General features: G+C 61.8%; 27 protein-coding genes and 1 riboswitch. Of the genes, 15 read left to right on the top strand and 12 right to left on the bottom strand.

Annotation, left to right across the window (positions count from 1 at the left end; genetic code table 11):
* Window position 1 precedes the first annotated feature (1 nt).
* From HGO38_RS03590 to coaBC, 3 genes are all read left to right on the top strand, one after another.
* A complete protein-coding gene (locus tag HGO38_RS03590; RefSeq protein ID WP_250954567.1) occupies window positions 2-439 on the top strand; it encodes a response regulator in 438 nt (145 codons plus the stop codon).
* A 15-nt stretch (window positions 440-454) separates the two neighbouring features.
* Window positions 455-1,489, top strand: coding sequence for a sensor histidine kinase (locus HGO38_RS03585; protein ID WP_250954566.1), 1,035 nt, complete (start codon window positions 455-457; stop codon window positions 1,487-1,489).
* A 107-nt stretch (window positions 1,490-1,596) separates the two neighbouring features.
* Window positions 1,597-2,817, top strand: a complete 1,221-nt coding sequence (gene coaBC, locus HGO38_RS03580) for a bifunctional phosphopantothenoylcysteine decarboxylase/phosphopantothenate--cysteine ligase CoaBC (protein ID WP_250954565.1) — start codon at window positions 1,597-1,599, stop codon at window positions 2,815-2,817.
* 16 nt (window positions 2,818-2,833) lie between these two features.
* Here the strand turns inward: coaBC and HGO38_RS03575 are convergent, their stop codons facing one another.
* Window positions 2,834-3,649 (bottom strand): class II glutamine amidotransferase, encoded by an 816-nt coding sequence (locus tag HGO38_RS03575; RefSeq protein WP_250954564.1) that lies wholly within the window; start codon window positions 3,647-3,649, stop codon window positions 2,834-2,836.
* A 251-nt stretch (window positions 3,650-3,900) separates the two neighbouring features.
* Here HGO38_RS03575 and HGO38_RS03570 point away from each other — a divergent pair, with 251 nt between their 5' ends.
* The 4 genes from HGO38_RS03570 to HGO38_RS03555 all read left to right on the top strand — a co-directional run bounded on the left by HGO38_RS03570 (window position 3,901) and on the right by HGO38_RS03555 (window position 6,638).
* Entirely contained in the window at window positions 3,901-4,812 is a 912-nt protein-coding gene (locus tag HGO38_RS03570) for a pirin family protein (RefSeq protein ID WP_250954563.1), read from the top strand.
* A gap of 90 nt (window positions 4,813-4,902) precedes the next feature.
* A complete protein-coding gene (locus tag HGO38_RS03565; RefSeq protein WP_250954562.1) occupies window positions 4,903-5,307 on the top strand; it encodes a GFA family protein in 405 nt (134 codons plus the stop codon).
* A gap of 95 nt (window positions 5,308-5,402) precedes the next feature.
* Complete coding sequence (locus tag HGO38_RS03560) at window positions 5,403-5,981, top strand: tyrosine-protein phosphatase (protein ID WP_250954561.1); 579 nt, start codon at window positions 5,403-5,405, stop codon at window positions 5,979-5,981.
* A 126-nt stretch (window positions 5,982-6,107) separates the two neighbouring features.
* Window positions 6,108-6,638 carry a flavin reductase family protein gene (locus tag HGO38_RS03555; protein WP_250954560.1) on the top strand — a complete coding sequence of 177 codons (531 nt, stop codon included), beginning with the start codon at window positions 6,108-6,110 and terminating at the stop codon, window positions 6,636-6,638.
* A gap of 14 nt (window positions 6,639-6,652) precedes the next feature.
* On the opposite strand, the gene thiD is transcribed toward HGO38_RS03555, so the two are convergent.
* On the bottom strand, window positions 6,653-7,465 hold the full coding sequence (gene thiD / locus HGO38_RS03550) for a bifunctional hydroxymethylpyrimidine kinase/phosphomethylpyrimidine kinase (RefSeq protein ID WP_250954559.1): 813 nt from the start codon (window positions 7,463-7,465) through the stop codon (window positions 6,653-6,655).
* A gap of 139 nt (window positions 7,466-7,604) precedes the next feature.
* Window positions 7,605-7,701, bottom strand: a riboswitch (TPP riboswitch).
* Window positions 7,702-7,841: 140 nt separating this feature from the next.
* Between thiD and HGO38_RS03545 the strand changes: the two genes are divergently transcribed.
* Window positions 7,842-8,516: an HAD-IA family hydrolase gene (locus HGO38_RS03545; RefSeq protein WP_250954558.1), complete on the top strand. Its 675-nt coding sequence runs from the start codon at window positions 7,842-7,844 to the stop codon at window positions 8,514-8,516.
* A 12-nt stretch (window positions 8,517-8,528) separates the two neighbouring features.
* On the opposite strand, the gene HGO38_RS03540 is transcribed toward HGO38_RS03545, so the two are convergent.
* Window positions 8,529-10,112, bottom strand: a complete 1,584-nt coding sequence (locus HGO38_RS03540) for a peptide chain release factor 3 (protein ID WP_250954557.1) — start codon at window positions 10,110-10,112, stop codon at window positions 8,529-8,531.
* 90 nt (window positions 10,113-10,202) lie between these two features.
* On the opposite strand from HGO38_RS03540, the gene dut reads away from it, so the two are divergent.
* Both dut and HGO38_RS03530 read left to right on the top strand, forming a co-directional pair.
* Window positions 10,203-10,676, top strand: coding sequence for a dUTP diphosphatase (gene dut, locus HGO38_RS03535; RefSeq protein WP_250954556.1), 474 nt, complete (start codon window positions 10,203-10,205; stop codon window positions 10,674-10,676).
* Window positions 10,676-11,563 (top strand): GNAT family N-acetyltransferase, encoded by an 888-nt coding sequence (locus HGO38_RS03530; protein ID WP_250954555.1) that lies wholly within the window; start codon window positions 10,676-10,678, stop codon window positions 11,561-11,563. Before dut ends, HGO38_RS03530 begins: the two co-directional genes overlap by 1 nt.
* 4 nt (window positions 11,564-11,567) lie before the next feature.
* Here the strand turns inward: HGO38_RS03530 and HGO38_RS03525 are convergent, their stop codons facing one another.
* Entirely contained in the window at window positions 11,568-12,032 is a 465-nt protein-coding gene (locus tag HGO38_RS03525; protein ID WP_250954554.1) for an Lrp/AsnC family transcriptional regulator, read from the bottom strand.
* A gap of 108 nt (window positions 12,033-12,140) precedes the next feature.
* On the opposite strand from HGO38_RS03525, the gene HGO38_RS03520 reads away from it, so the two are divergent.
* Window positions 12,141-13,040, top strand: coding sequence for a DMT family transporter (locus tag HGO38_RS03520; RefSeq protein WP_250954553.1), 900 nt, complete (start codon window positions 12,141-12,143; stop codon window positions 13,038-13,040).
* Between the two features lie 12 nt (window positions 13,041-13,052).
* Window positions 13,053-13,355 (top strand): NIPSNAP family protein, encoded by a 303-nt coding sequence (locus tag HGO38_RS03515; protein ID WP_250954552.1) that lies wholly within the window; start codon window positions 13,053-13,055, stop codon window positions 13,353-13,355.
* Here HGO38_RS03515 and HGO38_RS03510 read toward each other — a convergent pair.
* Window positions 13,352-13,984 (bottom strand): LysE family translocator, encoded by a 633-nt coding sequence (locus tag HGO38_RS03510; RefSeq protein ID WP_250954551.1) that lies wholly within the window; start codon window positions 13,982-13,984, stop codon window positions 13,352-13,354. The two genes, HGO38_RS03515 and HGO38_RS03510, sit on opposite strands and share 4 nt — an antisense overlap.
* Window positions 13,985-14,159: 175 nt before the next feature.
* On the opposite strand from HGO38_RS03510, the gene HGO38_RS03505 reads away from it, so the two are divergent.
* The 3 genes from HGO38_RS03505 to HGO38_RS03495 all read left to right on the top strand — a co-directional run bounded on the left by HGO38_RS03505 (window position 14,160) and on the right by HGO38_RS03495 (window position 17,126).
* On the top strand, window positions 14,160-14,777 hold the full coding sequence (locus tag HGO38_RS03505) for a LysE family translocator (protein WP_250954550.1): 618 nt from the start codon (window positions 14,160-14,162) through the stop codon (window positions 14,775-14,777).
* Between the two features lie 135 nt (window positions 14,778-14,912).
* Window positions 14,913-15,881, top strand: coding sequence for a cysteine synthase A (cysK, locus tag HGO38_RS03500; RefSeq protein ID WP_250954549.1), 969 nt, complete (start codon window positions 14,913-14,915; stop codon window positions 15,879-15,881).
* A gap of 252 nt (window positions 15,882-16,133) precedes the next feature.
* Window positions 16,134-17,126: a DUF4118 domain-containing protein gene (locus HGO38_RS03495; RefSeq protein ID WP_250954548.1), complete on the top strand. Its 993-nt coding sequence runs from the start codon at window positions 16,134-16,136 to the stop codon at window positions 17,124-17,126.
* A 43-nt stretch (window positions 17,127-17,169) separates the two neighbouring features.
* Here HGO38_RS03495 and HGO38_RS03490 read toward each other — a convergent pair whose 3' ends face one another.
* The 7 genes from HGO38_RS03490 to HGO38_RS03460 form a co-directional block, all read right to left on the bottom strand.
* Window positions 17,170-18,699 carry a YifB family Mg chelatase-like AAA ATPase gene (locus HGO38_RS03490; RefSeq protein WP_250954547.1) on the bottom strand — a complete coding sequence of 510 codons (1,530 nt, stop codon included), beginning with the start codon at window positions 18,697-18,699 and terminating at the stop codon, window positions 17,170-17,172.
* A 193-nt stretch (window positions 18,700-18,892) separates the two neighbouring features.
* Window positions 18,893-19,840: a glutathione synthase gene (gshB, locus tag HGO38_RS03485; RefSeq protein WP_250954546.1), complete on the bottom strand. Its 948-nt coding sequence runs from the start codon at window positions 19,838-19,840 to the stop codon at window positions 18,893-18,895.
* A gap of 95 nt (window positions 19,841-19,935) precedes the next feature.
* Window positions 19,936-20,436 (bottom strand): cupin domain-containing protein, encoded by a 501-nt coding sequence (locus HGO38_RS03480; RefSeq protein ID WP_250954545.1) that lies wholly within the window; start codon window positions 20,434-20,436, stop codon window positions 19,936-19,938.
* A gap of 121 nt (window positions 20,437-20,557) precedes the next feature.
* Entirely contained in the window at window positions 20,558-21,673 is a 1,116-nt protein-coding gene (locus tag HGO38_RS03475; RefSeq protein ID WP_250954544.1) for a sn-glycerol-3-phosphate import ATP-binding protein UgpC, read from the bottom strand.
* Between the two features lie 17 nt (window positions 21,674-21,690).
* Window positions 21,691-22,533, bottom strand: coding sequence for a sn-glycerol-3-phosphate ABC transporter permease UgpE (ugpE, locus tag HGO38_RS03470; RefSeq protein ID WP_168471538.1), 843 nt, complete (start codon window positions 22,531-22,533; stop codon window positions 21,691-21,693).
* A gap of 11 nt (window positions 22,534-22,544) precedes the next feature.
* Window positions 22,545-23,426 (bottom strand): ABC transporter permease subunit, encoded by an 882-nt coding sequence (locus tag HGO38_RS03465; RefSeq protein ID WP_250954543.1) that lies wholly within the window; start codon window positions 23,424-23,426, stop codon window positions 22,545-22,547.
* Between the two features lie 173 nt (window positions 23,427-23,599).
* Entirely contained in the window at window positions 23,600-24,898 is a 1,299-nt protein-coding gene (locus HGO38_RS03460) for an extracellular solute-binding protein (protein ID WP_250954542.1), read from the bottom strand.
* Window positions 24,899-24,961: the final 63 nt, after the last annotated feature.

The following is a 24,961-nucleotide window of genomic DNA, read 5'->3' as shown; positions in this document are numbered from 1 at the left end:
GATGAAAGCTGTGGGAAAAGAAGTCACCATTGTGATGGTCGAAGATGACGAGGGTCATGCCCGTCTCATCGAAAAGAACGTGCGCCGTGCGGGCGTCAACAACGAGATCATCCCGTTTACCAACGGCACCGCCGCGCTCGACTACATCCTCGGGCCGGACCGCAGCGGCGAGGTCTCGGCCGACCGATATCTTCTGATCTTGCTCGATCTCAACTTGCCGGATATGTCGGGCACCGATATCCTTGAAAAGGTGAAGAATAATCCTCACACGCGTCGCCTGCCGGTCGTTATCCTGACGACGACCGATGACGAGCGCGAAATTCAACGTTGCTATGATCTCGGAGCGAATGTCTATATCACCAAACCGGTCGACTACGACAATTTCGCCAATGCCATCCGGCAGCTTGGATTGTTTTTTGCCGTCATGCAAATCCCCTGATACGAGCCCTTACCCATGAATGTCCGCATTCTCTATCTCGATGACGATGCGGCCATTGTGCGGCTCGTGCAAAAGGCGCTTGGTCGAAGCGGACATACAGTCATCCATGCGGAAGACCTGGATGCTGCCTTGCAGCATCTGGGCAATGACGCATTCGATGCCATCGTGCTCGATCATTACCTGAGCAACATGACGGGCCATGACGTGCTGAACCGGCTGCGCGCCGAAGGTATCGTTCTGCCGGTGGTCTATGTCACCGGCTCCAACGAAGCGCAGATCGCCATCGAGGCCATCAAGGCCGGCGCCTCCGACTATGTCATCAAGACCGTCGGTGACGATTTCATGCCGCTGCTGGCCAGTGCCATCGAGCAGTCGGTCGCCAACGCCCAACTTCGCCTGGCCAAGGAGCGGGCCGACGAAGAGACACGGCTGGCCAAGGAGCGGGCCGAGGCCCTGCTGGCCGAGGTCAACCACCGAGTTGCCAACAGCCTGGCGCTGGTCGCTAGCCTTCTGCGCCTGCAGATCAGCAATTCGGAAAACGATCAGGTGAAGGCGGAACTCTCTGAGACCCAGGCCCGCATCACCGCCATTGCCGGCATGCATCGCAGCCTCTACACATCAGACGATGTCAGCCGTGTCGAGATGAACATCTATCTCTCCAATCTGCTCGGCGAAATCGGCGGTTCCCTGGGCAATCCGGACAAGGTGATCAAGCTGAGCTTCGACGCCGATCCGATTTCCCTGTCTGCCGATCGCGCCGTCTCGGTCGGCATGATCGTCACCGAACTGGTGACGAACGCCTTCAAATATGCCTATCCGTTGGAGCTTTGCGGCGAGATCCGCGTCACTCTGAAGGCCGTCGGCGGGAACGAGGCCTTGTTGACCGTTGCCGATGACGGCATCGGCATCGAACCCAATTCCAAGCCCAAAGGGACAGGGCTCGGCAGCCGGATCGTCAAGTCGATGTCGGCAGCGCTTGGGCCAGGCCTGCAGTATCGCAACACACATCATGGAACGATTGCCGAAGTGCCGATCCGGATCGTCCCCTGACAGAGGGGCCTGTCGGGACAAAGCCCGGTCCGGCAGGATCTGCCGTTTTGAATGACGACGCTTTCGGGATAGGATCGAAGCCTTCCCTTCATCGAGGACAGCTGGGCATGGTTCTTTCGGAAAAACGTATCCTGTTGATCATTTCCGGAGGAATCGCCGCCTACAAGAGCCTCGACCTCATCCGCCGGCTGCGCGAGCGCGGCGCCACGGTGCGGCCGGTCCTCACTCAAGCCGCGCAGGAATTCATCACCCCGCTCGCCGTCGGTGCGCTGTCGGCTTCGCATGTCTATACGGATCTGTTTTCCCGCGAGGACGAACAGGATGTCGGCCATATCCGGCTGGCGCGCGATTGCGACCTTATTCTCGTTGCCCCGGCCACCGCCGACCTGATGGCCAAGATGGCCAACGGGCTTGCCAACGATCTTGCCTCGACCGTCCTTCTGGCCGCAGACCGGCCCGTGCTGGTTGCCCCGGCGATGAACCCGAAGATGTGGTCTCATCCGGCCACCCAGCGCAACCTTGCAATGCTTAAGGCCGACGGCATCCGCTTCATCGGCCCGATGGCCGGCGAAATGGCGGAGAGCGGCGAACAGGGTCTTGGCCGCATGGCCGAGCCGCTGGAGATCGTGGCCGCTGTCGAAGCGCTGCTGGACGACAGGCCCAGGCCGCTTTCCGGCCGGAAAGCCATCGTCACCTCCGGCCCGACCCATGAGCCGATCGATCCGGTGCGCTATATCGCCAACCGTTCCTCCGGGCGCCAGGGCCACGCCATAGCAGCGGCCCTTGCCAAGCTTGGTGCCGAGGTGACGCTGGTCTCCGGCCCGGTCACCCTGGCCGATCCCAAGGGCGTGCAGACGGTCCATGTCGAGCGGGCCGAAGAGATGCGCGATGCGGTGCTGTCGCTGCTGCCGGCCGATATCGCCGTGATGGTGGCAGCGGTTGCCGACTGGCGCGTTGCGTCCTCCTCCGGCCAGAAGATCAAGAAGCAGCCCGGCGACGCCCCCCCTGCCCTGCAACTGACCGAGAATCCCGACATCCTGAAGACCGTCGGCCACCATGCGCAGCGGCCGAAGATCGTCGTCGGCTTTGCGGCGGAAACCCAGAATGTCGAGGACAATGGCCGCGCCAAGCTGGAGCGCAAGGGCGCCGACCTGATCGTCGCCAACGATGTCTCGCCCGAGACCGGCATCATGGGCGGCACACGCAACCGGGTAAAGATCATCTCGGCCGCCGGCATTGAGGACTGGCCCGACATGGACAAGGATGCGGTGGCCACCCGCCTCGCCCTGCTGATCGCCGACAGGCTCAACGGGGCGACAAAGCCTTAAGCCTGTTGGCGGCTGATCAGACCGCCATGGCTTCACGCGGCGCCGTCGATCGATCCATGACAGGTTCAAAGGCGGCGGCGTCGAGGCCGTTGCCGTTCAGGATGACGGCACTGCGGGCCGGGATTTCCACCCAGGTATCGATATCGTCGTTGAGCGGCTCCGAGACTAGGCAATAGCCGCCCTTGCCGCCCATGGGCGCTGCATAGAGGGTCGGTGCATGGGCATCGGTCGAATAGCGCACGGCGTAGAGGGTCTCGCCATCGGAAAAAGCCGAGGTGAAACGGACCCGCGCCATTCCCACCAAATGGATGCTCAGATTTTCCACGAAGCCGATCGCTTCGGCCATTGCCGCCAAGGGCCGATCGCGCAGGCCGAACTGCAAGGCCAGCAGGAACAGAAGCTCGGAATCGGTCGTGCCGGTGCGGGCGTGGAAATGCTCGTCGTCAAGCATGGATTCCATCGGCCGCCGTAGCCGCTCGAAGTGATCGATCTGACCGTTGTGCATGAAGGACCATTCGCCATGCACGAAGGGGTGACAATTGTCGCGCCGCGTCGCGCCATGGGTGGCGGCCCGCACATGGGCCAGAAACAAGCGGGAGCGGATCTGCCGGGCGAGACTCTTCAGATTGCAATCAGACCAGGCGGGCAGCACATCGCGAAACCGCCCCGGTTCGGGCCGGTCTCCATACCAAGCAAGGCCAAAGCCATCGGCATTGGTTGCCGTCTTGGCGCGCATGGCGCAGTGGGATTGTTCGATCAGCGAGTGGGCGGGTGACGACACCAGCTCCTCCAGATAGAGCGGTTCTCCACGATAGGCGGCCCAGCGACACATGCGTTCACAACTCCGGTTCGCCCGCCCTGTGCGGCGGGGTGACGTTCGTCAGCAGTTTTTGCTTCAATGGCTAACAAAGTCTAAACAAGGTGATCATTCATGACAGAATCTTGACAGGCCCGGCAATCACTTTTTTTGCAGTGCGGCATGATGTTTTGTGAACAGTGCGTTTTTTTGGGCGGCCTTCGGAATTGCCCAGGATCGATTATATTCAGCCCAACCCGACTATCCGCTCGAAAGGAGCAAAGCTGATGTCCATTCGACCCGTCAAACATGAAAGCCACGCCACGCCCGCCATGGAAGGCGCTGGCGTGAAGCTGCACCGCGTCTTCGGATTCGGCGACCCCTCGATGACCGACCCGTTCCTGATGATGGACGATTTCCGCAATGACAATCCGTCCGACTACATCAGGGGCTTTCCCTGGCATCCGCATCGCGGCATCGAGACCATCACCTATGTGCTGGCCGGTACCGTCGAGCATGGCGACAGCCTCGGCAATCGCGGCCTGCTCGGCGCCGGCGACCTGCAATGGATGACGGCCGGCAGCGGCATCATGCATCAGGAAATGCCGAAGGGCGATTTTGCCGGCAAGATGCACGGCTTCCAGCTCTGGGCCAACCTGCCCTCGTCCCTGAAGATGACGGCACCGCGCTATCAGGACATAAAGGCCAGCGACATTCCTGTTGTGGTCGATGACGACGGCACGGTGGTCAGGGTGATATCCGGCAATTTCTGGGGCAAATCAGGTCCCGTCGACGGCATTGCCGCCGAGCCGGTCTATCTCGACATCTCGGTGCAACCGGGCAAGCGCAAGAGCTTCCCCGTCGATACCTATCGCTCGGCGTTTGCCTATATCTTTGCCGGTTCCGGTTCGTTCCGCGATGCCTCCAAGCCATTCGGCGTCAAGGTTGAGAAGGAGTACCAGGGCGAGGAGCTGAACATCCGCGACCTCTCCGGCAACAGGACGCTCGTCGTGTTCGATAGCGGCGACGAGATCACCGTGCAGGCCGGCGACGACGGCATCCGCTTCCTGCTGGTGTCGGGCAAGCCGATCAAGGAGCCGGTCGCCTGGCACGGGCCGATCGTCATGAACACACGGGAAGAACTGATGCAGGCGATGAAAGAGCTGCAGAACGGCACGTTCATCAAGGCTAATCATTGATCGTTTCCGACGGGCCGGGCTGATGCCCGGCCTGGACAAGCTGCGGACCGGCGCTAGTTTCTGGAGAGAATAACAACCGGAGGCAAGGACATGCAGATCGATGGCCAATGTCATTGTGGCTTTGTGACCTATGAGGCTGAGGTCGATCCCAACGACGTTTCAATCTGCCACTGCAGCGATTGCCAGACGCTGACCGGCTCGGCCTTTCGCGTGACTGCCATCGCCCGTCGGCAGGATGTTCGGCTGACGTCCAATCTGCCTAAACTCTACACCAAGACCGGCGACAACGGACAAAAACGGCTGCAGTATTTCTGCCCGGAATGCGGATCGCCGCTGTTCACCACCGGCGAAGGCAAGGATGCCGATGTGTGGGGTGTACGTGTCGGCTCGATCCGACAACGCGCCGCACTCGCACCACGCCAACAAATCTGGTGCCGGTCCGCTCTCCCCTGGATAGACGACATCCGAAATTTGCCGTCATCACAACAGGACTAGATCCCTTCCGAAGAGAGCTGCTTTCAGCTTCCTGTCAGCAAACGCTTCTACATGGCGCGAGATACCAAACCCTCTTATGAGCGGATCTCGCGCCAATGGCCTTTCCCGGAAAAATCCTGCTTGTTCGACTGCTGGCGACCTGTGCTGCAGGCATTGTCGGCTGCGGCCTCTATATCGGCTACCTCCATCTGTCCGGCAATTTCCACGAGGTGATCCCCGGCGAATATTATCGCTCGGCCCAGCCATCCGCCGCGCAGATCGCCGATTATGTCGATCGCTACAAGATCAAGACGATCGTCAATCTCAGGGGCCGTGTGAGCGATGCCGAGTGGTATCAGGACGAAATTCTCGCGGCGCAAGACCTGGGCATTGCCCATATCGATTTCAAAATGTCGGCAACCCACGCCTTGACGCCGGAGCGCGCGCAGGAGCTGGTACAGTTGCTGAAGACGGCGCAAAAGCCGATCCTGGTGCATTGCCAAGGGGGCGCGGACCGCAGCGGCCTGGCATCGGTGATCTATCTCAACCAGGTGGCCCTGATGGACGAACACACGGCAGAAAAACAGCTGATGCCGGTGCTCTACGGCCATGTCGCAATTCCCTATGTCAGCCGGAGCTTTGCCATGGACGAGAGCTGGGAGAATCTCGAACGGACGTTTGGCCTGCGCGGCTAAAACCGGCGGCTGCATCTGGCGGCTCTTACCGGCAAGTCTTGCGGCGACTATCAAGTCTCGATGCCGAGGCGTATGATGCCAGGGCAGCTGTCGCCGGGGCAACCGGCCCGGCAAGGAGGCAGGTCCATGAAACCCTACCCGCTCGACAAGGTCTACCAGTTGATCGAGCCGGGACCGGTCGTCCTTTTGACGACGGCACTCGACGGTCGGCAGAATGTCATGACCATGTCCTGGCACATGATGATGGAGTTCACGCCGCCGCGGATCGGCTGCATCGTCAGTTCCGCGGACCATAGCTTTGCCGCCTTGTCGCAGACCGGCGAATGCGTGATCGCCATACCCTCCTCCGACCTGGCAGAAAAGGTCGTGGCGGTCGGCAACTGCTCTGGCCGCGATACGGACAAATTTGCGCAGATCGGCCTGACTGCCCTTCCCGCCGGCAAGGTCGGCGCACCGCTGATCGGCGAGTGCTTCGCCAACCTCGAATGCAAGGTCACCGACCGCGACTTCGTCGAGCGCCACAATCTCTTTGTCCTGGACGTCGTCGCCGCCTGGCACCAACCGCATGATGCGGCGCCAAAGACGCTGCATCACAAGGGCTACGGCACCTTTGCCGTGGATGGCGAAGACATCACGCTCGCGTCGAAAATGCCGTAAACGATCAGACCCCGCTATCCCGCGACCGGCATCCAGACGTCATGGAAATGATGAACCGGGCCGTGTCCGGTGCCGACCGTCAGGTCACCGGCAGCCGCCACCGCACCGGCCAGATAGAGTTTTGCCATCGTGATCGCCTGCTGCGGAGAATGCCCCTTGGCAAGCTCGGCTGCAATGGCGCTGGACAGTGTGCAACCCGTGCCATGGGTGTTCTTCGTGGTCGTTCGTTTGCCTTCGAACCAATGGATCTCCTGGCCGATTGCCAGCACATCCGGGCTTTCGTCCGTGCCGAGATGCCCGCCCTTGACCAGCACGGCCTCAGCCCCAAGCGCGCACAGGCGTTGGGCTTGCTGCTGCATCATGGCGCGGTCCGTGGCCTCCGCCTCGCCCAGCAGGGCTGCCGCCTCCGGCAGATTGGGGGTGAGCAGGGTGGCGAGCGGCAACAGATGCCGGGTCAGCGCGGCCACGGCCTCCTTAGCCAGCAGAGGGGTGCCGCCCTTGGCGATCATGACAGGATCCAGCACGATCGGCATGCCGCGATGGCGCGCCAACACCTCGGCTACGGCGAGTGCAATCTCGGCGCTGGCGATCATGCCGATCTTGACGGCATCGACGCGGACATCGGCAAACACCGCCTCGATCTGGGCCGCGACAAAGTCCGGCGGCACGGCATGAACGCCGGTCACCCCTTGGGTACTCTGCGCCGTCAGCGCCGTCAGCGCCGCCATGCCATAGACGCCGCGTGCCGAGAAGGTCTTGAGATCGGCCTGGATGCCCGCACCGCCCGAGGGGTCGGAACCGGCTATGGAGAGGACGTTGCGGATCATGATCGCACCCTGTCGGCCGCCCATTCGCGGGCAGCGACCTGTGCCTGCCCCATGGCCGCCCAAAGAGATCGCGGAGAATTTGATCTGCTCATCATGCCCCTTTCAAGCGGGGCAGCGATCAGGGAGCGTGTGCTTCAAAGCACGGTCCTGAACGACTCCCTCCGCCAGCATTATCTGGTTCAGGTTCTAAGGGTGCTTCTCAGTCCATCTCGCGACGAACGCCCCTGTCTTTCGATGCACCCGTTTTAGATCAGGACCCGGCCGCTGTCACCTGGAAAGCCGTTCACAGCACCAACGCTTGCGAACCATTTGCGGTGGCGGTCAAAAATGGCTAATTCCGTTTCCTGTCCCCTTCATGCAAATCAGGATTCGGTAATTGACCTCCCCATCGAGCACAGGTTTCGACAAACGCTATCAGGGCTTTCTCTTCGACATGGACGGCACGCTGCTCAACTCCATTGCCGCCGCTGAGCGGGTCTGGGGACAATGGGCGGCACGGCATGGTCTGGATGTGGCGGCCTTCCTGCCGACCATGCACGGCAAGCGCGGCATCGACACCATTCGCGGCCTCGGCCTGCCGGGCGTCAATGTGGAGGCAGAAGCGCTGGAGATCGAGCGCGGCGAGATCGAGGATGTCGATGGTGTGGTAGCACTTCCCGGCGCCATCGACTTTCTGAAAGGCCTGCCGGCCGAGCGCTGGGCGATCGTGACCTCGGCGCCGGTCAAGCTGGCTCGGGCACGGATCGAGGCGGCTGGCCTGCCGCAACCGCCTGAGATCGTTACGGCCGAGGATGTGAAGATCGGCAAGCCCGATCCCGCCGGCTATCGGCTCGGCGCCAGCCGCATCAAGGCCGATCCGGCCCGTTGCCTGGTGTTCGAGGATGTCATGGCCGGCGTTCTGGCTGGCGAGGCGGCGGGAGCCGATGTCATGGTCATCACGGCCACCCATAGCCACCTGCTGGAAACCCGGTATCCGACGCTGGAAAGCTACGAGGGCCTGCAGGTGCATGTCGATGCCATGGGCGACATGCAGATCGTCCGGATGGCCTGACGCCGGCAGATATCACGCCGCCTTGGCGACGTGATATTCCTTGATGGCGACCATCTTGATGGCCGGAAAACGTTCCGCTTCATAGCGCAGCGAAAAGGAATCCTGGGCCAGGAAAACCGGGTCGCCGTCGAGATCGCGGGCAATGTCGCCGCGCTTGACGGTCAAGAACTTGTCGAGTTCAGCCGGCTGGTCGGACGAGATCCAGCGGCAGACTGAGAAGCGCGACATTTCGAAACTGACCGGCAGGGTATATTCGCCCGCCAGGCGTTCCTTCAGCACGTCGAGCTGCAGGGCGCCGACAACGCCGACGATGGCCGGCGAGCCATCTTCCGGCGAGAAGAGCTGTACGACGCCTTCCTCGGCCATCTGCTGCAGGGCTTCCTTGAGCTTCTTGGCCTTCATCGCATCCTCCAGCCGCACGCGGCGCAGGATTTCCGGCGAGAAGTTCGGCACGCCCTGGAAGACCAGGTTTTCGCCTTCGGTCAGCGTATCGCCGATGCGCAGGGTGCCGTGGTTCGGAATACCGACCACGTCGCCGGCAAAGGCCGTATCGGCCAGCTGGCGCTGGGCGGCGAAGAAGAACTGCGGCGCCGTCAGGCCGATCTGCTTGCCGGTGCGGGCGAGCCTCGCCTTCATACCGCGCTCCAGCTTGCCGGAGCAGATGCGGGCAAAGGCGATGCGGTCGCGATGGTTGGGGTCCATGTTGGCCTGGATCTTGAAGACGAAGGCCGTCATCTTGTCTTCGGCGGCATGCACGGTGCGGATATCGGCCACCTGATCGCGCGGCGGGGGGGCTATATCGCCCAGCGCATTGATCAGATCGCGTACGCCGAAGTTTCTGAGCGCCGAGCCGAAGAACACCGGCGTCATATGGCCTTCGAGAAAGGCCTTCCTGTCGAACGGGCGGCAAGCGTCCTGTGCCAGTTCCAGCTCGTCGATAAAGGTGGCGCGTTCGTTTTCCGGCAGGTTTTCCGCCACGTTCTGCGGGCTGTTGACCGCCAGGGCCTCGACCTGCTTGTCGGAGCCGCGGAAGGTATTGTCGACCAGATTGTAGGAGCCGCAGAAGCTTTTCGACCGGCCGACCGGCCAGGTGATCGGCGCGGTGTCGAGCGCCAGCTTCTCCTCGACCTCGTCGAGGATCTCGAAGATGTCGCGGCTTTCCCGGTCCATCTTGTTGACGAAGGTGATGATCGGGATGTCGCGCATGCGGCAGACTTCGAACAGTTTGAGCGTACGCGGCTCAATACCTTTCGCCGCGTCGAGCACCATGACAGCGGCATCGACCGCGGTCAGGGTGCGATAGGTGTCGTCGGCGAAGTCTTCGTGGCCCGGCGTGTCGAGGATGTTGAAGACATTGCCGTCATATTCGAAGGTCATCACTGAGGTGACGACCGAGATGCCACGCTCGCGCTCGATCTTCATCCAGTCGGACCGGGTCTGGATACGGTCCTTCTTGGCCTTGACCTCGCCGGCGAGCTGGATCGCGCCGCCGAACAGCAGCAGCTTTTCGGTGAGCGTGGTCTTGCCGGCATCCGGGTGAGCGATAATAGCGAAGGTGCGGCGGCGGGAGACCGCCTCTGCGAGCGTTTCGGCCATGTGGTGAATCCTGTGGAATTGCCGGCTATCTAGCGACTAAAGCGCCGCATTGCAATTGACCTTGCAGTTCGAAGGACAAACTAATGCCCCATGACCGTTTCCCAAAAGATCCAACCGACCCTTCACCTGCTGCGCCTGCCCCATGGCGACGGCGTCGACCTGCCGGCCTATGAAACAGCGGGCGCGGCCGGCATGGATATCCGCGCCGCAGTCAACGAAGACCAACCGATGGTGCTGGAGCCTGGCCGACGTGCACTGGTGCCGACCGGCCTGATCTTCGAGATCCCAGCCGGCTTCGAGGCGCAGATCCGGCCGCGCTCCGGCCTTGCCTTCAAGAACGGCGTGACCTGCCTCAACACACCCGGCACGATCGACAGCGACTATCGCGGCGAGGTGAAGGTTCTGCTGATCAATCTCGGCGACGAGCCTTTCACGATCAGCCGCGGCATGCGGATCGCCCAGGTGGTGATGGCGCCGGTCACGCAGATGCAGGTCGCAGAGGTCTCCTCCGCCAGTGAGACGCAGCGCGGCGCCGGCGGTTTCGGCTCCACGGGCGTGGCTTGATGCCAGCCGATCGTGCCGGCCTCAATTTCCGGCAGGATTATTTCGACGACCCGGCCGGCTGGGCGGCCATCAAATCGCTGCTTTACGAGATCTTCTCGGTCGATCTTGACCCGCTCGACACCGTCGGCGGCTACGACCGGACCAGCTTTCCCTCCGCATTCTTCGACGAGACCGGGTGCTGCATCGCCAATCTCAGCGGCTTTGCCATGCCGCTGATCGTCAATGGCCGTCCGGTCAAGGCGGCCGGCTGGCAATCGGGTGCGGTGCGTCCCGACTTTCGCGGCCAGGGCCTGTTTGGCGACCTGATCCGCCACACGCTTTGGCGCGGCGAAGAGCAGGGTTTCGAAGCCGTCGTTCTCTATACCGACAAGCCGGGCCTTTACGCGCCGCACGGATTTCGTACCGTGCCGCAGTTTTCGTTTCGGGGTGATGCGCCAAAACCGATGGGCGGGCAAAAGCCTGCTCGCCACCTGACGATCGAAACCGACCTTGGCCTGCTGCAGGCGCTCCTGGCAAACCGCTTGGCCGTGTCGCAGCGGCTGGCCGTGGCGCAGCAGGCTGAAATGTTTCTGCTGAATTGCCATCTGCTGGATGATGTCAGCCTGTCGCTGATGCCCGACGACAAAACCGTCATTGCCTGGCGGATGACCGATGGCGGTCTTTTTGAGCTTCTCGACGTGGTGGGCGAACAGATGCCCTCGTTGACCGAGATCCTCGGCGCACTCCAATTAACGCCTGCCTCGATCGAGACCTTCATTCCACCCGATCGGCTTGCCTTCGACGCCGAGCCGGTGCGCGACGACGGGCCGTTGGTGTTGATGATGCGCTGTGCCGACGACCGGCTGCCGACAGAGCCCTGCTGCCTGTCGCCGATGGCGGAATTTTAAGACCTTAACCGACGAGCGGCGGCAGCCGGCGACGCACCGGCGTCGCCTTGACCATCGACGTATTGGTTTCGGCGCGCTCCGATATCTTGTCGAGGATGGTGTCCAGCTCGCCCATCGACCGGATGACCAGCCGGCAGATGAAACAGTCGTCGCCGGTCACCTTGTCGCATTCGATGAATTGCGGCGTGTCCTGGATGATGCGCTCGACGATATGCAATTGCCCCGGCAGCGGCCGCACCCGGACGATGGCCTGCAAGGGATAACCGAGCGATTCCGGCCGGATGTCGATGGTGAAGCCGCCGATCACGCCGCGCTCCTCCAAGCGACGCAAGCGCTCGGCAGCGCTCGGAGACGACAGGGAGACTTCGGCCGCCAGCTCCTTCAGCGAGATACGGGCATTGGTCGCCAGCACCTCCACCATGCGCCGGTCCACGCCATCCAGTTCACTCGCTCCATTAGGCAAAGCCATCCGTTCCTCCCTATTAATTAGGCTTTAACCTTCTCCGGCCTTCTCCAGAGTATATATTCGCCGATCTCACCGCAATATCCTTGCCACTACAGAAGCGGAGAGCAGGCCATGCAAAACGACCGGGTCAGGGGAACTTTGGAAATGAGCGCCGCCATGCTCATTTCCGGCACGATCGGCTGGTTCGTCGTCACATCCGGGCAGCCGGTCGCCAATGTGGTGTTCTGGCGCTGCCTGTTCGGCGCCGCAGCACTGGCCATGATCTGCCAGGTGCATGGCTACCTGCGGCCGGGCATCCTGTCGCGCCGGTCATTTGCCATCGCCGTGCTGGGCGGCGTGGCGATCGTTGCCAACTGGCTGTTGCTGTTTTCAGCCTATCCGCGCGCCTCGATCTCGATTGCGACGATCGCCTACAATACCCAGCCCTTCATGCTGATGGGCCTTGGAGCGCTGTTTCTGGGCGAGAAGATCACCGTGCGGAAGCTGTTCTGGCTGCTGCTGGCCTTTGCCGGCATGATTGCTATCGTCCAGGCCAAGCCGGCTGGCGCCTCAAGCGTCGAAAGCTATGCTTTCGGCATTGCGCTTTCGCTGGGGGCTGCGTTTTTCTATGCCCTGGCCGCACTCGCCGCCAAAGGACTGAAGGGCACACCACCGCATCTGATCGCGTTGATCCATACAATGACCGGCGTGGTGATGCTGGCGCCCTTTGCCGATTTTGCCAGCCTGCCCAGCAACGCCGGCACATGGACGCTGCTGATGACGCTCGGCGTTGTGCATACCGGCCTGATGTATGTGCTGCTTTATGGCGCCATCCAGAAACTGCCGACGCATCTGTCCGGGGCGCTGTCCTTCCTTTATCCAGTCGCCGCAATCCTGGTTGACTGGCTGGCCCTCGGCCATGCATTGCAACCCCTGCAGATCGCCGGGTCCGCCATCATCCTGCTGGCAGCGGCCGGCATGAACCTGGGCTGGCGCCTGCCAGCAGGATTTCGTATTGCCAAGAGCCTTTAAGAGGATTTGTCCATGATCACCTGCACCATTCGATACGTCATCGACCCCTACAAGCTTTCCGATTTCGAGGACTATGCCAAATTGTGGATCCCGCTGGTGAACCGGCTGGGCGGCACGCATCACGGCTATTTCCTGCCGCATGAAGGCGCCAACAATATCGCGCTGGCGCTGTTCAGCTTTCCGAGCCTTGCCGACTACGAGATCTATCGCCAGCGCATGGCCGAGGACGCGGAATGCCAGGCGGCTTTTGCACTGGCCGAAAAGAGCCGCTGTATCGTCAGCTACGAGCGCAGCTTCATGCGGCCTGTGTTTTAGCGCTGCGCCTCGGTTGCCATGCGAAGGGCAAGCGCCGCCAGAACGGTGCCCATCAGCCAGCGCTGCACCACCATCCACAAGGGCCGGCCGGCCAGGAAGGCGGCGATGGAGCCGGCCATGACGGCAATGGTGGCATTAACCGATACGCTGATGACGATCTGGATGGAGCCGAGCACCAGGAATTGCGGCAGCACGCTGCCGGCCAAGGGGTCGACGAACTGCGGCAGCAGCGACAGATAGAGGACCGCCACCTTCGGATTGAGCAGACTGGTGACGAGCCCCATGGAAAACAGCCGCCGCGGACTGTCCTCCGGCAGGTCGCGCACCTGGAATGGTGAGCGGCCGCCGGGCCGCAGCGCCTGCCAGGCCATCCACAGCAGATAGGCGGCGCCGGCAAACTTCAGGGCATCATAGGCATAGGGGATTGCCATGATCAGCACGGTGATACCGAGCGCCGACATCAGCATGTAGAAGACGAAGCCGAGCGCCACGCCGCCCAGCGAAACGAGACCGGCGGCCGGTCCCTGGCAGATGGAGCGCGACACCAGATAAATCATGTTCGGGCCCGGTGTCAGCACCATGCCCAGGCAGATCAGCGCGAAAGCAAGCAAGGACGTGGTGGTTGGCATGGGGGAGGCCTCGGCTGACGTTCAGAGCTGCCTCAGCTAGCCGGAGCCGCGGCAGTGGCGCAATGGCGATCTTGTCACCATGGCAAATCTTTAGGACTGCAGATGTTTCTGCCAGGTCGTCGTTGCAAGTTTTCCGGCACAACGCTAGCAATGCGTCACACGACGGAGGACTCCGATGACGCCGACCACGCTTCTCGCCTATTGCGGCGCTTTGTTCATCGCAGCGGCAATTCCCGGACCTGGAATGACGGCAATCGTGGCGCGTGCGCTGGGCTCCGGGTTCCGCGAGACATTCTTCATGGGCCTCGGCCTCATTCTCGGTGATATCGTTTATCTGACGGCCGTCATCCTCGGCCTTGCCCTGATCGCCCAGACTTTTACCGCCACCTTCATGGTTCTGAAAATCCTCGGCGCGCTCTATCTCGCCTATATCGCCTGGAAACTCTGGACGGCCGGGCTCATGCCGCAGGATATCGCCGCGCGAAAATCCTCTGGCCTCGGCCTGTCCTTTCTGTCGGGTCTGCTGGTGACGCTCGGCAATCCGAAGACCATGCTCTTCTACGTGGCGCTGGTGCCGACACTGATCGACACAAGAACGATCGACATGGTGGACTACGGGCTGCTGATCGCCGCCAATGTCGTCGTGCTGATGGCCGTGCTGCTTCCCTATATCCTGCTGGCCTCGAAGGCACGGCTGCTTTTGAAGAAACCGCAGGCGTTGCGGCTTTTGAACCGCGCGGCGGCCGGAATTCTGGCGGGCATGGCCGCTTTCATCGCCACCCGCGCGGCGTGAAATAATCATTTCCACCCAACGGCTTCGGCACGGTTTTTTTCCACGCAACCGGCAAAGCGCAGATCATCGCACTCTGGCCAGAGGCCGCGTTTGTGCCTAGGCTGCTCCCGAATTTGAAACACAGGGAGCAAAACCATGTCTGACACCAAGAAACCGGGCCGCGGACGTGTCTACGGATCGATCACCGACACGATCGGTGACACGCCGATCGTGCGGCTGGACAAGCTGGCCAAGGAAAAGGGTGTGAAAGCCCATCTGCTGGCCAAGCTCGAATTCTTCAATCCGATCGCCTCGGTCAAGGACCGTATCGGCGTGGCGATGATCGAAAGCCTGGAAGCCCAGGGCAAGATCACCCCCGGCAAGACGACGCTGATCGAGCCGACATCCGGCAACACGGGCATTGCGCTGGCCTTTGCGGCGGCGGCCAAGGGTTACAAGCTGATCCTCACCATGCCGGAGACCATGTCGATCGAACGGCGCAAGATGCTGGCGCTGCTGGGTGCGGAACTGGTGCTGACCGAAGGTCCGAAAGGCATGAAGGGCGCCATCGCCAAGGCCGAGGAACTGGCCGCCAGCCTGCCGGACGCGGTGATCCCGCAGCAGTTCGAAAATCCTGCCAATCCGGAAATTCATCGCAAGACGACAGCCGAGGAAATCTGGAACGATACCGACGGCGCGGTCGACATCCTGGTATCAGGCATCGGCACCGGCGGCACGATCACCGGCGTCGGCCAGGTGCTGAAAGCCAAGAAGCCCGGCGTCAAGGTGATTGCCGTCGAACCGGCTGACAGCCCGGTTCTGTCCGGCGGCGCGCCCGGTCCGCACAAGATCCAGGGCATCGGCGCCGGCTTTGCGCCCGCCATCCTCGATACCAAGATCTATGACGAGATCGTGCCGATCACCAATGACGAAGCGTTTGAGCATGCCCGCCTGGTGGCGCGTCTGGAAGGCGTGCCGGTCGGCATCTCGTCAGGTGCGGCCCTTGCCGCGGCTATCAAGGTCGGCCAGCGGGACGAAAATGCCGGCAAGACCATCGTCGTCATCATCCCGTCCTTTGCCGAACGGTATCTTTCGACCGCGCTGTTCGACGGTCTCGGCGGCTGACAGGCATCCCAGCCGTCGTGCGATATGGGAGGGGCGTGCGTTCGGCCCTCCCGCCCTCGACGCATTATTTTCGACCATTAGCCTCGTTTATGTTGCAAGGCGTTTGATCGTCCCCTAGGGTCCCATGCCGTAACCCTCACAATTTTGTGATTATGTCGCTGCCACAGCGTAGGCTGGGATCCGTCCATGCTCAAAAAATCAGGCGTATTTGGAAGGTTGCCGGCATTCCGGCGAGCCCGCGGTGAGACACCTGTGGTCAGTCGCACAACAGAATATGCAATATCGCTGCTGTTTTTTGCCGGCGTGCTTGCCCTTCGTTTCTGGATCGATCCCTATCTTCCGCCGGGCTTTCCCTACTTGACCTTTTTCCCTGCCGTCGTCATTTGCGGCTTCGTGTTCGGCGTTCAGCAGGGCGCCCTTGTCGCGCTATTATCAGGCTTGGCGGCATGGTATTTCTTTATTCCGCCGTATTACGCGTTCTCTTTCTCGCCAGGCCCGCTCACCGCCATGGCGCTGTATCTCTTTGTGGTGGTGACCGATCTGACGCTGATCCATCTCATGGTGCGGGCCTATACGGCCGAATTGGAAGCGCAAAATGAGATGACGCAGATGGTCGAGCATCAGGAAGTGATGGCGACCGAGCTCGACCACCGCCTGAAGAACGTGTTTGCAACGATGAATGCCGTGATCATGCTGTCGCAGAAGCATGCGTCCACACCGGAGGAACTGGCCTCCAAACTGCGGCAGCGGCTGAACGCCATGGCGCGTTCGAACCTGGTGCTGCGTGGCCTCAAGCCGGGAGACGAGATGACGCTTGATGTCGTCCTTCTGCAGGCGCTTGAACCGTTTGGCGTTGACGAGAGCAACAGGTTCTCGGCCTTTGGCAACAAGATCGCCGTCAGCGGCCAGGCGGTCGTGGTGCTGAGCCTGATCCTGCACGAACTCGGCACCAACGCCGCCAAATACGGCGCTTTCTCTGTGCCGGCGGGAAGGGGCGATGTCGAATGGACCGTTGTCGGACCGGAAACCGGAGAGGCACTCCTGACGCTCCGCTGGGTTGAAACCGGTGGACCGCAACCGCGGCAAGAGCCTGAGCACGCCGGCTTTGGCTCGACATTGATGCGGCGCGTTCTTGGCTCCCTCAAAGGCACCTCGACGACCACCTACCCGCCGAGCGGCGCCGTGGTGGAAATCACTCTGCCGATGACGAGCGTATTGCCATTCCCCGCGGTTGCTGCCGGTTGACTTGGCGGTGGCCGGGCCGTTTCAGCACCGCCTTGGCCAGACCTTATGCGGCAGCGGTCATGCGCTCGGAGGCGATCCGATACGATATCGCCTCGGCCAGATGGATGCGCCCCAGTTGCGGTGCGCCCTCGAGATCGGCCAGCGTGCGCGCCACTTTCAGGACCCGGTGATAGCCCCTGGCCGAAAACTTGAATTTTTCCGCTGCGTCGCGCAGCAATTGCAGGCCCGCCGCATCCGGCTCGGCGAGCCGCTCGATCAGTGCCGTCGAACAGCGGGCATTGGTGGTCAGTTCGCCACCCTCGGTTTGAAACCGATCCCGCTGGCAGTCCCGCGCCAAAGCCACGCGCCTTGCGACATACTCGCTTTTTTCCGCCGGCCGTGGGCGGATCAGATCGGCGGCGGAGACCGCCGGCACGTCGATGCGGATATCGATACGGTCGAGCAGCGGACCGGAGATCCGCGCCTGATAGTCCGCGGCACAACGGGGACCCCGCGGGCAGCTATGTCCCGGTTCGCCCGCCATGCCACAGCGGCAGGGGTTCATGGCGGCGACCAGCTGGAAACTGGCGGGATAGGAGACGCGGTGATTGGCACGGGCGATGATGCAGGTGCCGCTTTCCAGCGGCTGGCGCAGCGCATCCAGCACCTGCGGCGCGAATTCCGGCAATTCGTCGAGGAACAGCACGCCGTGATGGGCAAGCGACGCCTCGCCCGGCTTGGCGCGCAACCCACCGCCGACCAGAGCCGCCATGGTGGCGGAATGATGGGGCTGGCGAAACGGCCGCCGATCCGACAGCTTGCCGCCCGACAATTGCCCGGCGATCGAATGGATCATCGAGACATCGAGCAGTTCGGCGGCCGAGAGCGGCGGCAGGATGGAGGCGAGACGCGCCGCCAGCATGGATTTTCCCGACCCGGGCGGCCCGACCATCAGGAGATTGTGGCCGCCGGCCGCTGCCACCTCCAGGGCGCGCTTGGCGCTTTCCTGGCCCTTGATGTCAGCCAGATCTGGAAGATTGGCCGGTGCCGCGCGGATGGCGGGCGCCGGGCGGCCGAGCACCTGCGTGCCGCGGAAATGATTGGCCAGCGCAATCAGGCTGCGCGGCGCGAGGATATCGAGGTCGGGACCGGCCCAGGCGGCTTCTGAACCGCTTTCGGCCGGGCAAATCAGCCCCTTGCCGAGCGCATTGGCGCCTATGGCGGCTGGCAGGGCACCGGCGACCGGCGCGATCGTTCCGTCAAGATTGAGTTCGCCGATCACCACATAATCGACAAGCGCATCGCCGGGAATGGCGCCGAGCGCTGCCATCAGCCCCAGTGCGATCGGCAGGTCGAAATGGGAGCCTTCCTTCGGCAGATCGGCCGGAGCGAGATTGACGGTGACGCGCTTGGGCGGCAAAGCGAGCCCCGAGGCATGCAAGGCGGCCTGGACCCTTTCGCGGCTTTCGGCCACCGCCTTGTCGGGCAGGCCGACGATCTGCATGCCGATCTTGCCGGGTGCAACCATCACCTGGACATCGACCGGAACGCCCTCTATTCCCTGGAATGCAACCGTACTGACACGCGCTACCATTGCCCGCCCCTTGTGACCCAGTCCCTCCCGCGGATACATCTCCAGCGGGTTGCAGATTGCAATCTGCCATAGGTTGCGGAATCAAACAAGAACAATAACGGAACAAATGCCCGCTATTCTTGTGGTCAGGTTGCACCGGGTTGCAGCAGGAGAACAAACGCCTGGAAATCGAGTCTGGCAGACCGGCTTGGGATTACGGCCGCTTGCGCTCGATGGCGTCCCAGAGCAGGCTGGCGATATCGGCACCGCCGAATTTGCGCACTTCGCGGATGCCGGTTGGCGAGGTCACGTTGATTTCGGTCATGTAGTCGCCGATCACATCGATGCCGACCAGCAGGAAGCCGCGGGCCTTGAGGGACGGGCCGATACGGGCGCAGATCTCCAGCTCGCGCTCCGTCAGTTCCGTCGGGGTTGCCTGGCCACCGGCATGCATGTTGGACCGGGCGTCATGCTCGGCCGGTACCCGGTTGATGGCACCCACCGGCTCGCCATCGACCAGAATGATGCGCTTGTCGCCCTTGCGCACGGCCGGCAGGTATTCCTGGGCAATGAAGGGTTCACGGAACATCTGGCCGAACATTTCGAGAAGCGACGACATGTTGCGGTCGTCCTTGGTGGAATGGAAAACGCCAGCGCCGCCATTGCCATAGAGCGGCTTCAGGATGATGTCGCCCATCTCTTGGCGGAAGCGGGCGATCTCCGTGGGATCGCGGGTGATCAGCGTCTTCGGCATCAGATCGGCAAATTCGGTGACGAAGATCTTTTCCGGCGAATTGCGTACCCAGGCCGGATCGTTGACCACTAAGGTTTTGGGATGGATACGCTCCAGCAGATGGGTGGACGTGATATAGGCCATGTCGAAGGGCGGGTCCTGGCGCAGATGGATGACGTCCATGGTCGACAGGTCGATGCGCTCCGGTTCGCCGAGCGTGTAGTGGTCGCCTTTCACGTCGCGCAGTTCCATCGGCTCGACGATTGCGAAAATGCGGCCGTCGCGCATGGTCAGCTTGTCGGGCGTATAATGGAAGAGATTGTAACCACGGGCCTGGGCCTCAAGGCTGATGGCGAAGCTGCTGTCGCCGGCGATGTTGATGCCGGACACATGGTCCATCTGGATCGCCACGTTCTTGATGTTCGCCATTGTCTGCCCCTCGCTGAATGCAGCAGAGATTTAAGATGGCGGGGGCGCAAAGGCAACCGGCGCGGCGATCCAATTTTTTTGATGCTTGCTACAGCTCAGGCAGCAAGTCCGCCCTTGGGACGCGACCTCAAGGCATTGCGCAGCCGATAGACGGCGGCGAGCGGCGCTGGAAATGGCTTGCGCAGGAAGGCGATCTTGCGGACGTAAGTGTCGATCCGCCATGTCGCCCAGGTGCCGCCGCGGAAATAGGCGATGTCGCCGGCCCGCAGCCATCGTTCGCTGCCGTCCTCAGCCGTCACATGCACCTCGCCTTCCTGGATGACGACGGTCTCGTCCCAGCCGAAATACCAGCGGAATTCGCCGGCTGTGCAATCCCACACGGCGGTCGAGCTGGCTTCGTCCGCACTTCTCGAATGATCAGCCAAACGGGCAAGCGGCGTGCCGCTGATGATCCAGGAGGGTTCGATCGGCGCCGGCTTCAGGGCCAGATGGCCACTGTTGGAGGCTATCATCGGTTCCGCCGCCGGCGACGCCATGTCGACGTTGCGCGCGGCCATGACCCCCGCCACGCCAAGGAAAATCATTTTCAACGGCATACGTATCCCCCGATGTCCGGTTTCTTCCGGTCAGGGGATAGCAAATGCCGGTTACTTCCTGGTCATTTCAGTCGTTAAAATTGCGCCGACCTGGCAGATTTTGTCCCGTCGGGAATGGTGCTCATGCCACCGGTTCCGGCCGGGCGAGGCTCACCGGGGCCGCGACAGGCCGCTGGGCAAACGACGTCTGGACGCGGCGGCCGGTGTCCTTCGAAAAGAAGTGCAGGCGCTCCGGGGCAATCGACAGCCGCATCTCCGTCGTGATGTCGCGGTCGAGCCCCAGCACTGCGGTCAGGGCCTGGTCGCCAAGCATGCCGTGCACGAGGCGATGAGCGCCGAGTTCCTCGACATCCTCGACGCGAAACGGCAGATAGGGGCCCCCCTCGCGTGCAATGTCGAGATCCTCGGCGCGCATGCCGACGGTCACCGGACCGCTGGCCGCGACATCGCCTTCAAGAGCGATTGTTGCCGGGCCGATGGTCAACCGGTTGCTGTCGAAGCTGCCGGACAGCAGGTTCATGGCGGGCGAGCCGATGAAGCTGGCAACGAAGGTGGAGGCGGGGCGATGGTAGACTTCGAGCGGTGTGCCGATCTGTTCGATCGCGCCCCCGTTCAGGACCACGAGGCGGTCGGCCAGCGTCATGGCTTCGAGCTGGTCATGGGTCACGTAGAGGGCGGTGGTCGACAGGCGGCGCTGAAGTCGGCGGATTTCGCCGCGCATCGAGACGCGCAGCTTGGCATCGAGATTGGACAGGGGTTCGTCGAACAGGAAGGCGGCTGGCTTGCGCACGATGGCACGGCCCATGGCGACGCGCTGGCGCTGGCCGCCGGACAGGGCGCGCGGCTTGCGGGCCAGATAGGGTTCCAGCTCCAGCATGCGGGCCGCTTCCGCGACCCGCGCCTCGATCTCGGCCTTCGGCGTCTTGCGGTTCTTCAGGCCATAGGCAAGGTTGTCGTAGACCGTCATATGCGGATAGAGCGCATAGTTCTGAAAGACCATGGCAATGTCGCGATCGGCCGGCTCCACCTCGTTGACCGTGCGCCCGCCGATGCTGACCGTGCCTTCCGAGATCGTCTCGAGCCCCGCCACCATGCGCAACAGCGTCGATTTTCCGCAGCCGGACGGACCGACCAGGACGATGAACTCGCCGTCCTCGATCTGTATATCGACAGACTTCACAGCCCTGACGTTACCGTCGTAGATCTTGGAAACCTGGTTGATGTCTATGGACGCCATGGGAAAAATACCTTCAGTTATTTGTCGCTCTCGGTCAGGCCCTTGATGAACCAGCTCTGGAAGACCACGACGATGACAATGGGCGGCAGCATGGCGAGCACCGCCAGGGCAAAGGCCTCGTTGTAATCGGGGATCTGCGAGCCGATCCAGACCTGCAGGATCTGCTTGATGCCGCGCATCAGGGTGTAGAAGCTCTCGTCCGTGGTCATCAGCATCGGCCAGAGATACTGGTTCCAGCCATAGACGAACATGATGATGAACACGGCGGCGATCATGGTGCGCGACAGGGGCACCAGGATATCGATGAAGAATTTGAACGGGCCGGCGCCATCGATGCGGGCCGCCTCCAGCAACTCATCGGGCACGGATTTGAAAAACTGCCGGAAGAAGAAGGTGCCGGTGGCAGAGGCCAGCAGCGGCACGATCAGGCCGGTATAGGTGTTCAGCAGGCCGAGATCGCTCATCACTTTGTAGGACGGCATGATGCGCACTTCGAGCGGCAGCAGCAGCGTTGTGAAGATGATCCAGAAGGCAAGCGTGGCGAAGCGGAAGCGAAAATAGACGATGGCATAGGCCGCCAGCATCGACAGCACGATCTTGCCCGAGGCAAAGCCGAGCCCCAGGATCAGCGAGTTCAGCACCATGCGGGCGCCGGTCACCTGGCCGGTGAAGCCGCCCTCGCGGGTCAGCACCTTTTCATAGGTCTCGACAAAATGGCCGCCCCAGCTCAGCGCCAGACCATTGCTGTGGATGTCGGCAGCCGCATGGGTCGAGGTCATGAAGGCAACCGCGACCGGGCCGATCATGAAGAACACGCCCAGCATCAGGATGAGGTGATCGAAGAATTTCGTACGGAACATGGTCGCTCTCCTCAGCCGTAATGGACGCGCCGCTCGATGAAGCGGAACTGGATGACGGTGAGGACAAACACCACGATCATCAGGATGACGGACTGGGCCGACGAACTGCCGAGGTCGTTGCCGCGGAAGCCGTCCATATAGACCTTGTAGACCAGGGTGATCGGATTGTTGGCGGCCTTGTCCTTCACCATCACGTCGATGACGGCAAACGTGTCGAACAGCGAATAGGTGATGTTGATGATCAGCAGGAAAAAGGCGGTCGGCGCCAAAAGCGGCAGCACGACGGTCCAGAAACGGCGCGTGCCCGAGCGGCAATCGATGGCCGCCGCCTCGCGGATGGCCATGGGAATGCCCTGCAGGCCGGACAGGAAAAAGATGAAATTGTAGGGGATCTGTTTCCAGACCGCGACGACGACGAGCGCCAGCGCCGTGTCGAAATAGTTGATGCCGACCTTCATGTGCCAGCCGAACATCGCGGCGAACTTGACGAAGGGGCCGATATGCTGGTCGAAAAACATCATGCCAATCAGGCCGGCAACCGGCGGGGCGATGGCATAGACTGAGATCAGCAGGGTTTTATAGGCAGAACTGCCGCGAATGACAGCGTCTGCCTTCATCGCCAGGACGAGACCGATGGACAGGGCAAGCCCGGTGACGAGAAGGGTATAGACAGCCGTGAAGCGGGCAATCTTCTGATATTCGGTGGAGGCCAGCGCGTCGGTATAATTGGCCATACCGACAAAGCTCGATCCGAAACCGAAGGGGTCCTCGATATAGAAAGAGGACTGGATCGCCTGCACCGAGGGCCAGTAGAAAAACACGAAAACCACCAGCAACTGCGGCAGCAGGAACAGGTAGGGCAGGATCGGCGAGGAAAACTGGACGCGCTTCATGATGGTCTCATTTAAAAGGACGGCTTTCTCGGGGATCAGGAAAGCCCCTCATCCGCCTGCCGGCAACTTCTCCCCGCCAAGCGGGGAGAAGGGAGGGGGTCCGTAGCGTCTGCACTCCCTCGCCCCGCTTGGCGGGGAGAGGGTGGGGTGAGGGGCAATTGCCCCGTGAACGCTTAGCCGGCCGTCTTGGCGAAGCGGGCGAGAAGTTCGTCGGCTTCCTTCTTGATGGTTTCCATGGCTTCCTTCGGCGTGGTTTCGCCGGCGAAGATGCGGTTGTATTCGCGTTCCATCACCGAGCGGATCTGCGGATAGAAGCCGAGGCGATAGCCCTTGTCCCATTCGCCGCCCGGCAGCGACAGCTGCTGGATGCCGACTTCGGCGGCCGGCTTTTCCTTGTAATAGCCTTCCGACTTGGCCAGCTCGTAGGCAGCCTTGGTGATGGCGACGTAACCGGTGGCCTGGTGGTAGAACTTCTGCAGGTCCGGCGAGGTCAGGAAGTTGAAGAAGGCTGCCGTGCAGGCATTTTCAGCATCCGGCTTGCCGGACATGGCGAACAGGGCCGCGCCACCGATGAAGGTGTGAACGCCAGTCGGGTTGACCGACTTCCAGTAAGGCAGGAAGGTGGCCGAGAAAGGCATCTGGGCCGTCTTCTGCAGGCCACCGAAGGAACCGGACGAGCCGATCCAGAGAGCCACCTTGTTTTCTTCGAAAGGCTTCTGGTTGTCGCTCCAGCCGGCGCCGTAATAGCCGAAATAACCAGCGTCATACCATTCCTTGAGCTTGTCATACATCATGACATGGTTCGGATCGGTGACGTTGATCGTCGTGTCGATGACGCTGTCATAGCCATTGTTGTTGGAGGCAAACTGGATGTTGTGGCGCGAGAAGAAGTTCTCGGTGAACTCCCAGGTGAGCTGCGACTGAACCAGCGGGATGAAGCCGGCCTCTTTCAGCTTCGGAGCGATGGCTTCGAACTCTTCCCAGGTCTTCGGAGCTTCGACGCCAGCCTTCTTCAGGGCTTCGTCGTTGATATACATGATCGGCGCCGAGGAGTTGAACGGCATGCCGACGAACTTGCCCTGGCTGTCGGCGTAGAAGTAGCGGACGCCCTCGATGAAGTTGTCGCGGTTGAAATCGAAACCGGCGCTCTTGATCAGGTCCTCGGCAGCGATGGTCGCGCCCTTGGCATTGATGATCGTGGCAGCACCCGCATCGAAAACCTGCAGGATGTTGGGCTGTTCGCCCGAACGGAAGGCGGCGATGCCGGACGCCAGGGCTTCTTCATAGGTGCCCTTGCTGACCGGGGTCAGGCTGCACTCGCTCTGCGCTGCATTGAACTTGGTCGCGACTTCGTTGATCACTTCGCCGTTGCGTCCGCCCATGCCATGCCACCAGGTGATGTTGGTCGCGGCAAAGGACGAGCTGGCCGAGAAGCTGACCGCCAGGGCGGCCATCGAAAGTTTCTTGAACATGGTAAAATCCTCTCCACCAAGATTGGGGTGAGGAGTGCATTAGTCGTGATATATGACGCCGGC

Source organism: Rhizobium sp. CG5 (assembly GCF_023701945.1).
In the GTDB taxonomy this organism is placed as follows: domain Bacteria; phylum Pseudomonadota; class Alphaproteobacteria; order Rhizobiales; family Rhizobiaceae; genus Allorhizobium.
Note: the sequence above shows the minus strand (reverse complement) of the source record. Positions and strands in the feature narration are given on the sequence as shown.

Bases quoted from the DNA above. Each gene is read 5' to 3' on its own strand.
- HGO38_RS03585 (WP_250954566.1), top strand. From the start codon at position 455: ATGAATGTCCGCATTCTCTATCTCGATGACGATGCGGCCATTGTGCGG.
- HGO38_RS03520 (WP_250954553.1), top strand. From the start codon at position 12,141: ATGCAAAACGACCGGGTCAGGGGAACTTTGGAAATGAGCGCCGCCATG.
- HGO38_RS03515 (WP_250954552.1), top strand. From the start codon at position 13,053: ATGATCACCTGCACCATTCGATACGTCATCGACCCCTACAAGCTTTCC.
- HGO38_RS03510 (WP_250954551.1), bottom strand. From the start codon at position 13,984: ATGCCAACCACCACGTCCTTGCTTGCTTTCGCGCTGATCTGCCTGGGC.
- coaBC (WP_250954565.1), top strand. From the start codon at position 1,597: ATGGTTCTTTCGGAAAAACGTATCCTGTTGATCATTTCCGGAGGAATC.
- HGO38_RS03490 (WP_250954547.1), bottom strand. From the start codon at position 18,699: ATGGTAGCGCGTGTCAGTACGGTTGCATTCCAGGGAATAGAGGGCGTT.
- HGO38_RS03570 (WP_250954563.1), top strand. From the start codon at position 3,901: ATGTCCATTCGACCCGTCAAACATGAAAGCCACGCCACGCCCGCCATG.
- HGO38_RS03480 (WP_250954545.1), bottom strand. From the start codon at position 20,436: ATGCCGTTGAAAATGATTTTCCTTGGCGTGGCGGGGGTCATGGCCGCG.
- HGO38_RS03565 (WP_250954562.1), top strand. From the start codon at position 4,903: ATGCAGATCGATGGCCAATGTCATTGTGGCTTTGTGACCTATGAGGCT.
- HGO38_RS03555 (WP_250954560.1), top strand. From the start codon at position 6,108: ATGAAACCCTACCCGCTCGACAAGGTCTACCAGTTGATCGAGCCGGGA.
- HGO38_RS03465 (WP_250954543.1), bottom strand. From the start codon at position 23,426: ATGAAGCGCGTCCAGTTTTCCTCGCCGATCCTGCCCTACCTGTTCCTG.
- HGO38_RS03475 (WP_250954544.1), bottom strand. From the start codon at position 21,673: ATGGCGTCCATAGACATCAACCAGGTTTCCAAGATCTACGACGGTAAC.
- dut (WP_250954556.1), top strand. From the start codon at position 10,203: ATGACCGTTTCCCAAAAGATCCAACCGACCCTTCACCTGCTGCGCCTG.
- HGO38_RS03540 (WP_250954557.1), bottom strand. From the start codon at position 10,112: ATGGCCGAAACGCTCGCAGAGGCGGTCTCCCGCCGCCGCACCTTCGCT.
- HGO38_RS03560 (WP_250954561.1), top strand. From the start codon at position 5,403: ATGGCCTTTCCCGGAAAAATCCTGCTTGTTCGACTGCTGGCGACCTGT.
- HGO38_RS03575 (WP_250954564.1), bottom strand. From the start codon at position 3,649: ATGTGTCGCTGGGCCGCCTATCGTGGAGAACCGCTCTATCTGGAGGAG.
- thiD (WP_250954559.1), bottom strand. From the start codon at position 7,465: ATGATCCGCAACGTCCTCTCCATAGCCGGTTCCGACCCCTCGGGCGGT.
- gshB (WP_250954546.1), bottom strand. From the start codon at position 19,840: ATGGCGAACATCAAGAACGTGGCGATCCAGATGGACCATGTGTCCGGC.
- HGO38_RS03505 (WP_250954550.1), top strand. From the start codon at position 14,160: ATGACGCCGACCACGCTTCTCGCCTATTGCGGCGCTTTGTTCATCGCA.
- HGO38_RS03530 (WP_250954555.1), top strand. From the start codon at position 10,676: ATGCCAGCCGATCGTGCCGGCCTCAATTTCCGGCAGGATTATTTCGAC.
- cysK (WP_250954549.1), top strand. From the start codon at position 14,913: ATGTCTGACACCAAGAAACCGGGCCGCGGACGTGTCTACGGATCGATC.
- HGO38_RS03525 (WP_250954554.1), bottom strand. From the start codon at position 12,032: ATGGCTTTGCCTAATGGAGCGAGTGAACTGGATGGCGTGGACCGGCGC.
- HGO38_RS03590 (WP_250954567.1), top strand. From the start codon at position 2: ATGAAAGCTGTGGGAAAAGAAGTCACCATTGTGATGGTCGAAGATGAC.
- HGO38_RS03460 (WP_250954542.1), bottom strand. From the start codon at position 24,898: ATGTTCAAGAAACTTTCGATGGCCGCCCTGGCGGTCAGCTTCTCGGCC.
- ugpE (WP_168471538.1), bottom strand. From the start codon at position 22,533: ATGTTCCGTACGAAATTCTTCGATCACCTCATCCTGATGCTGGGCGTG.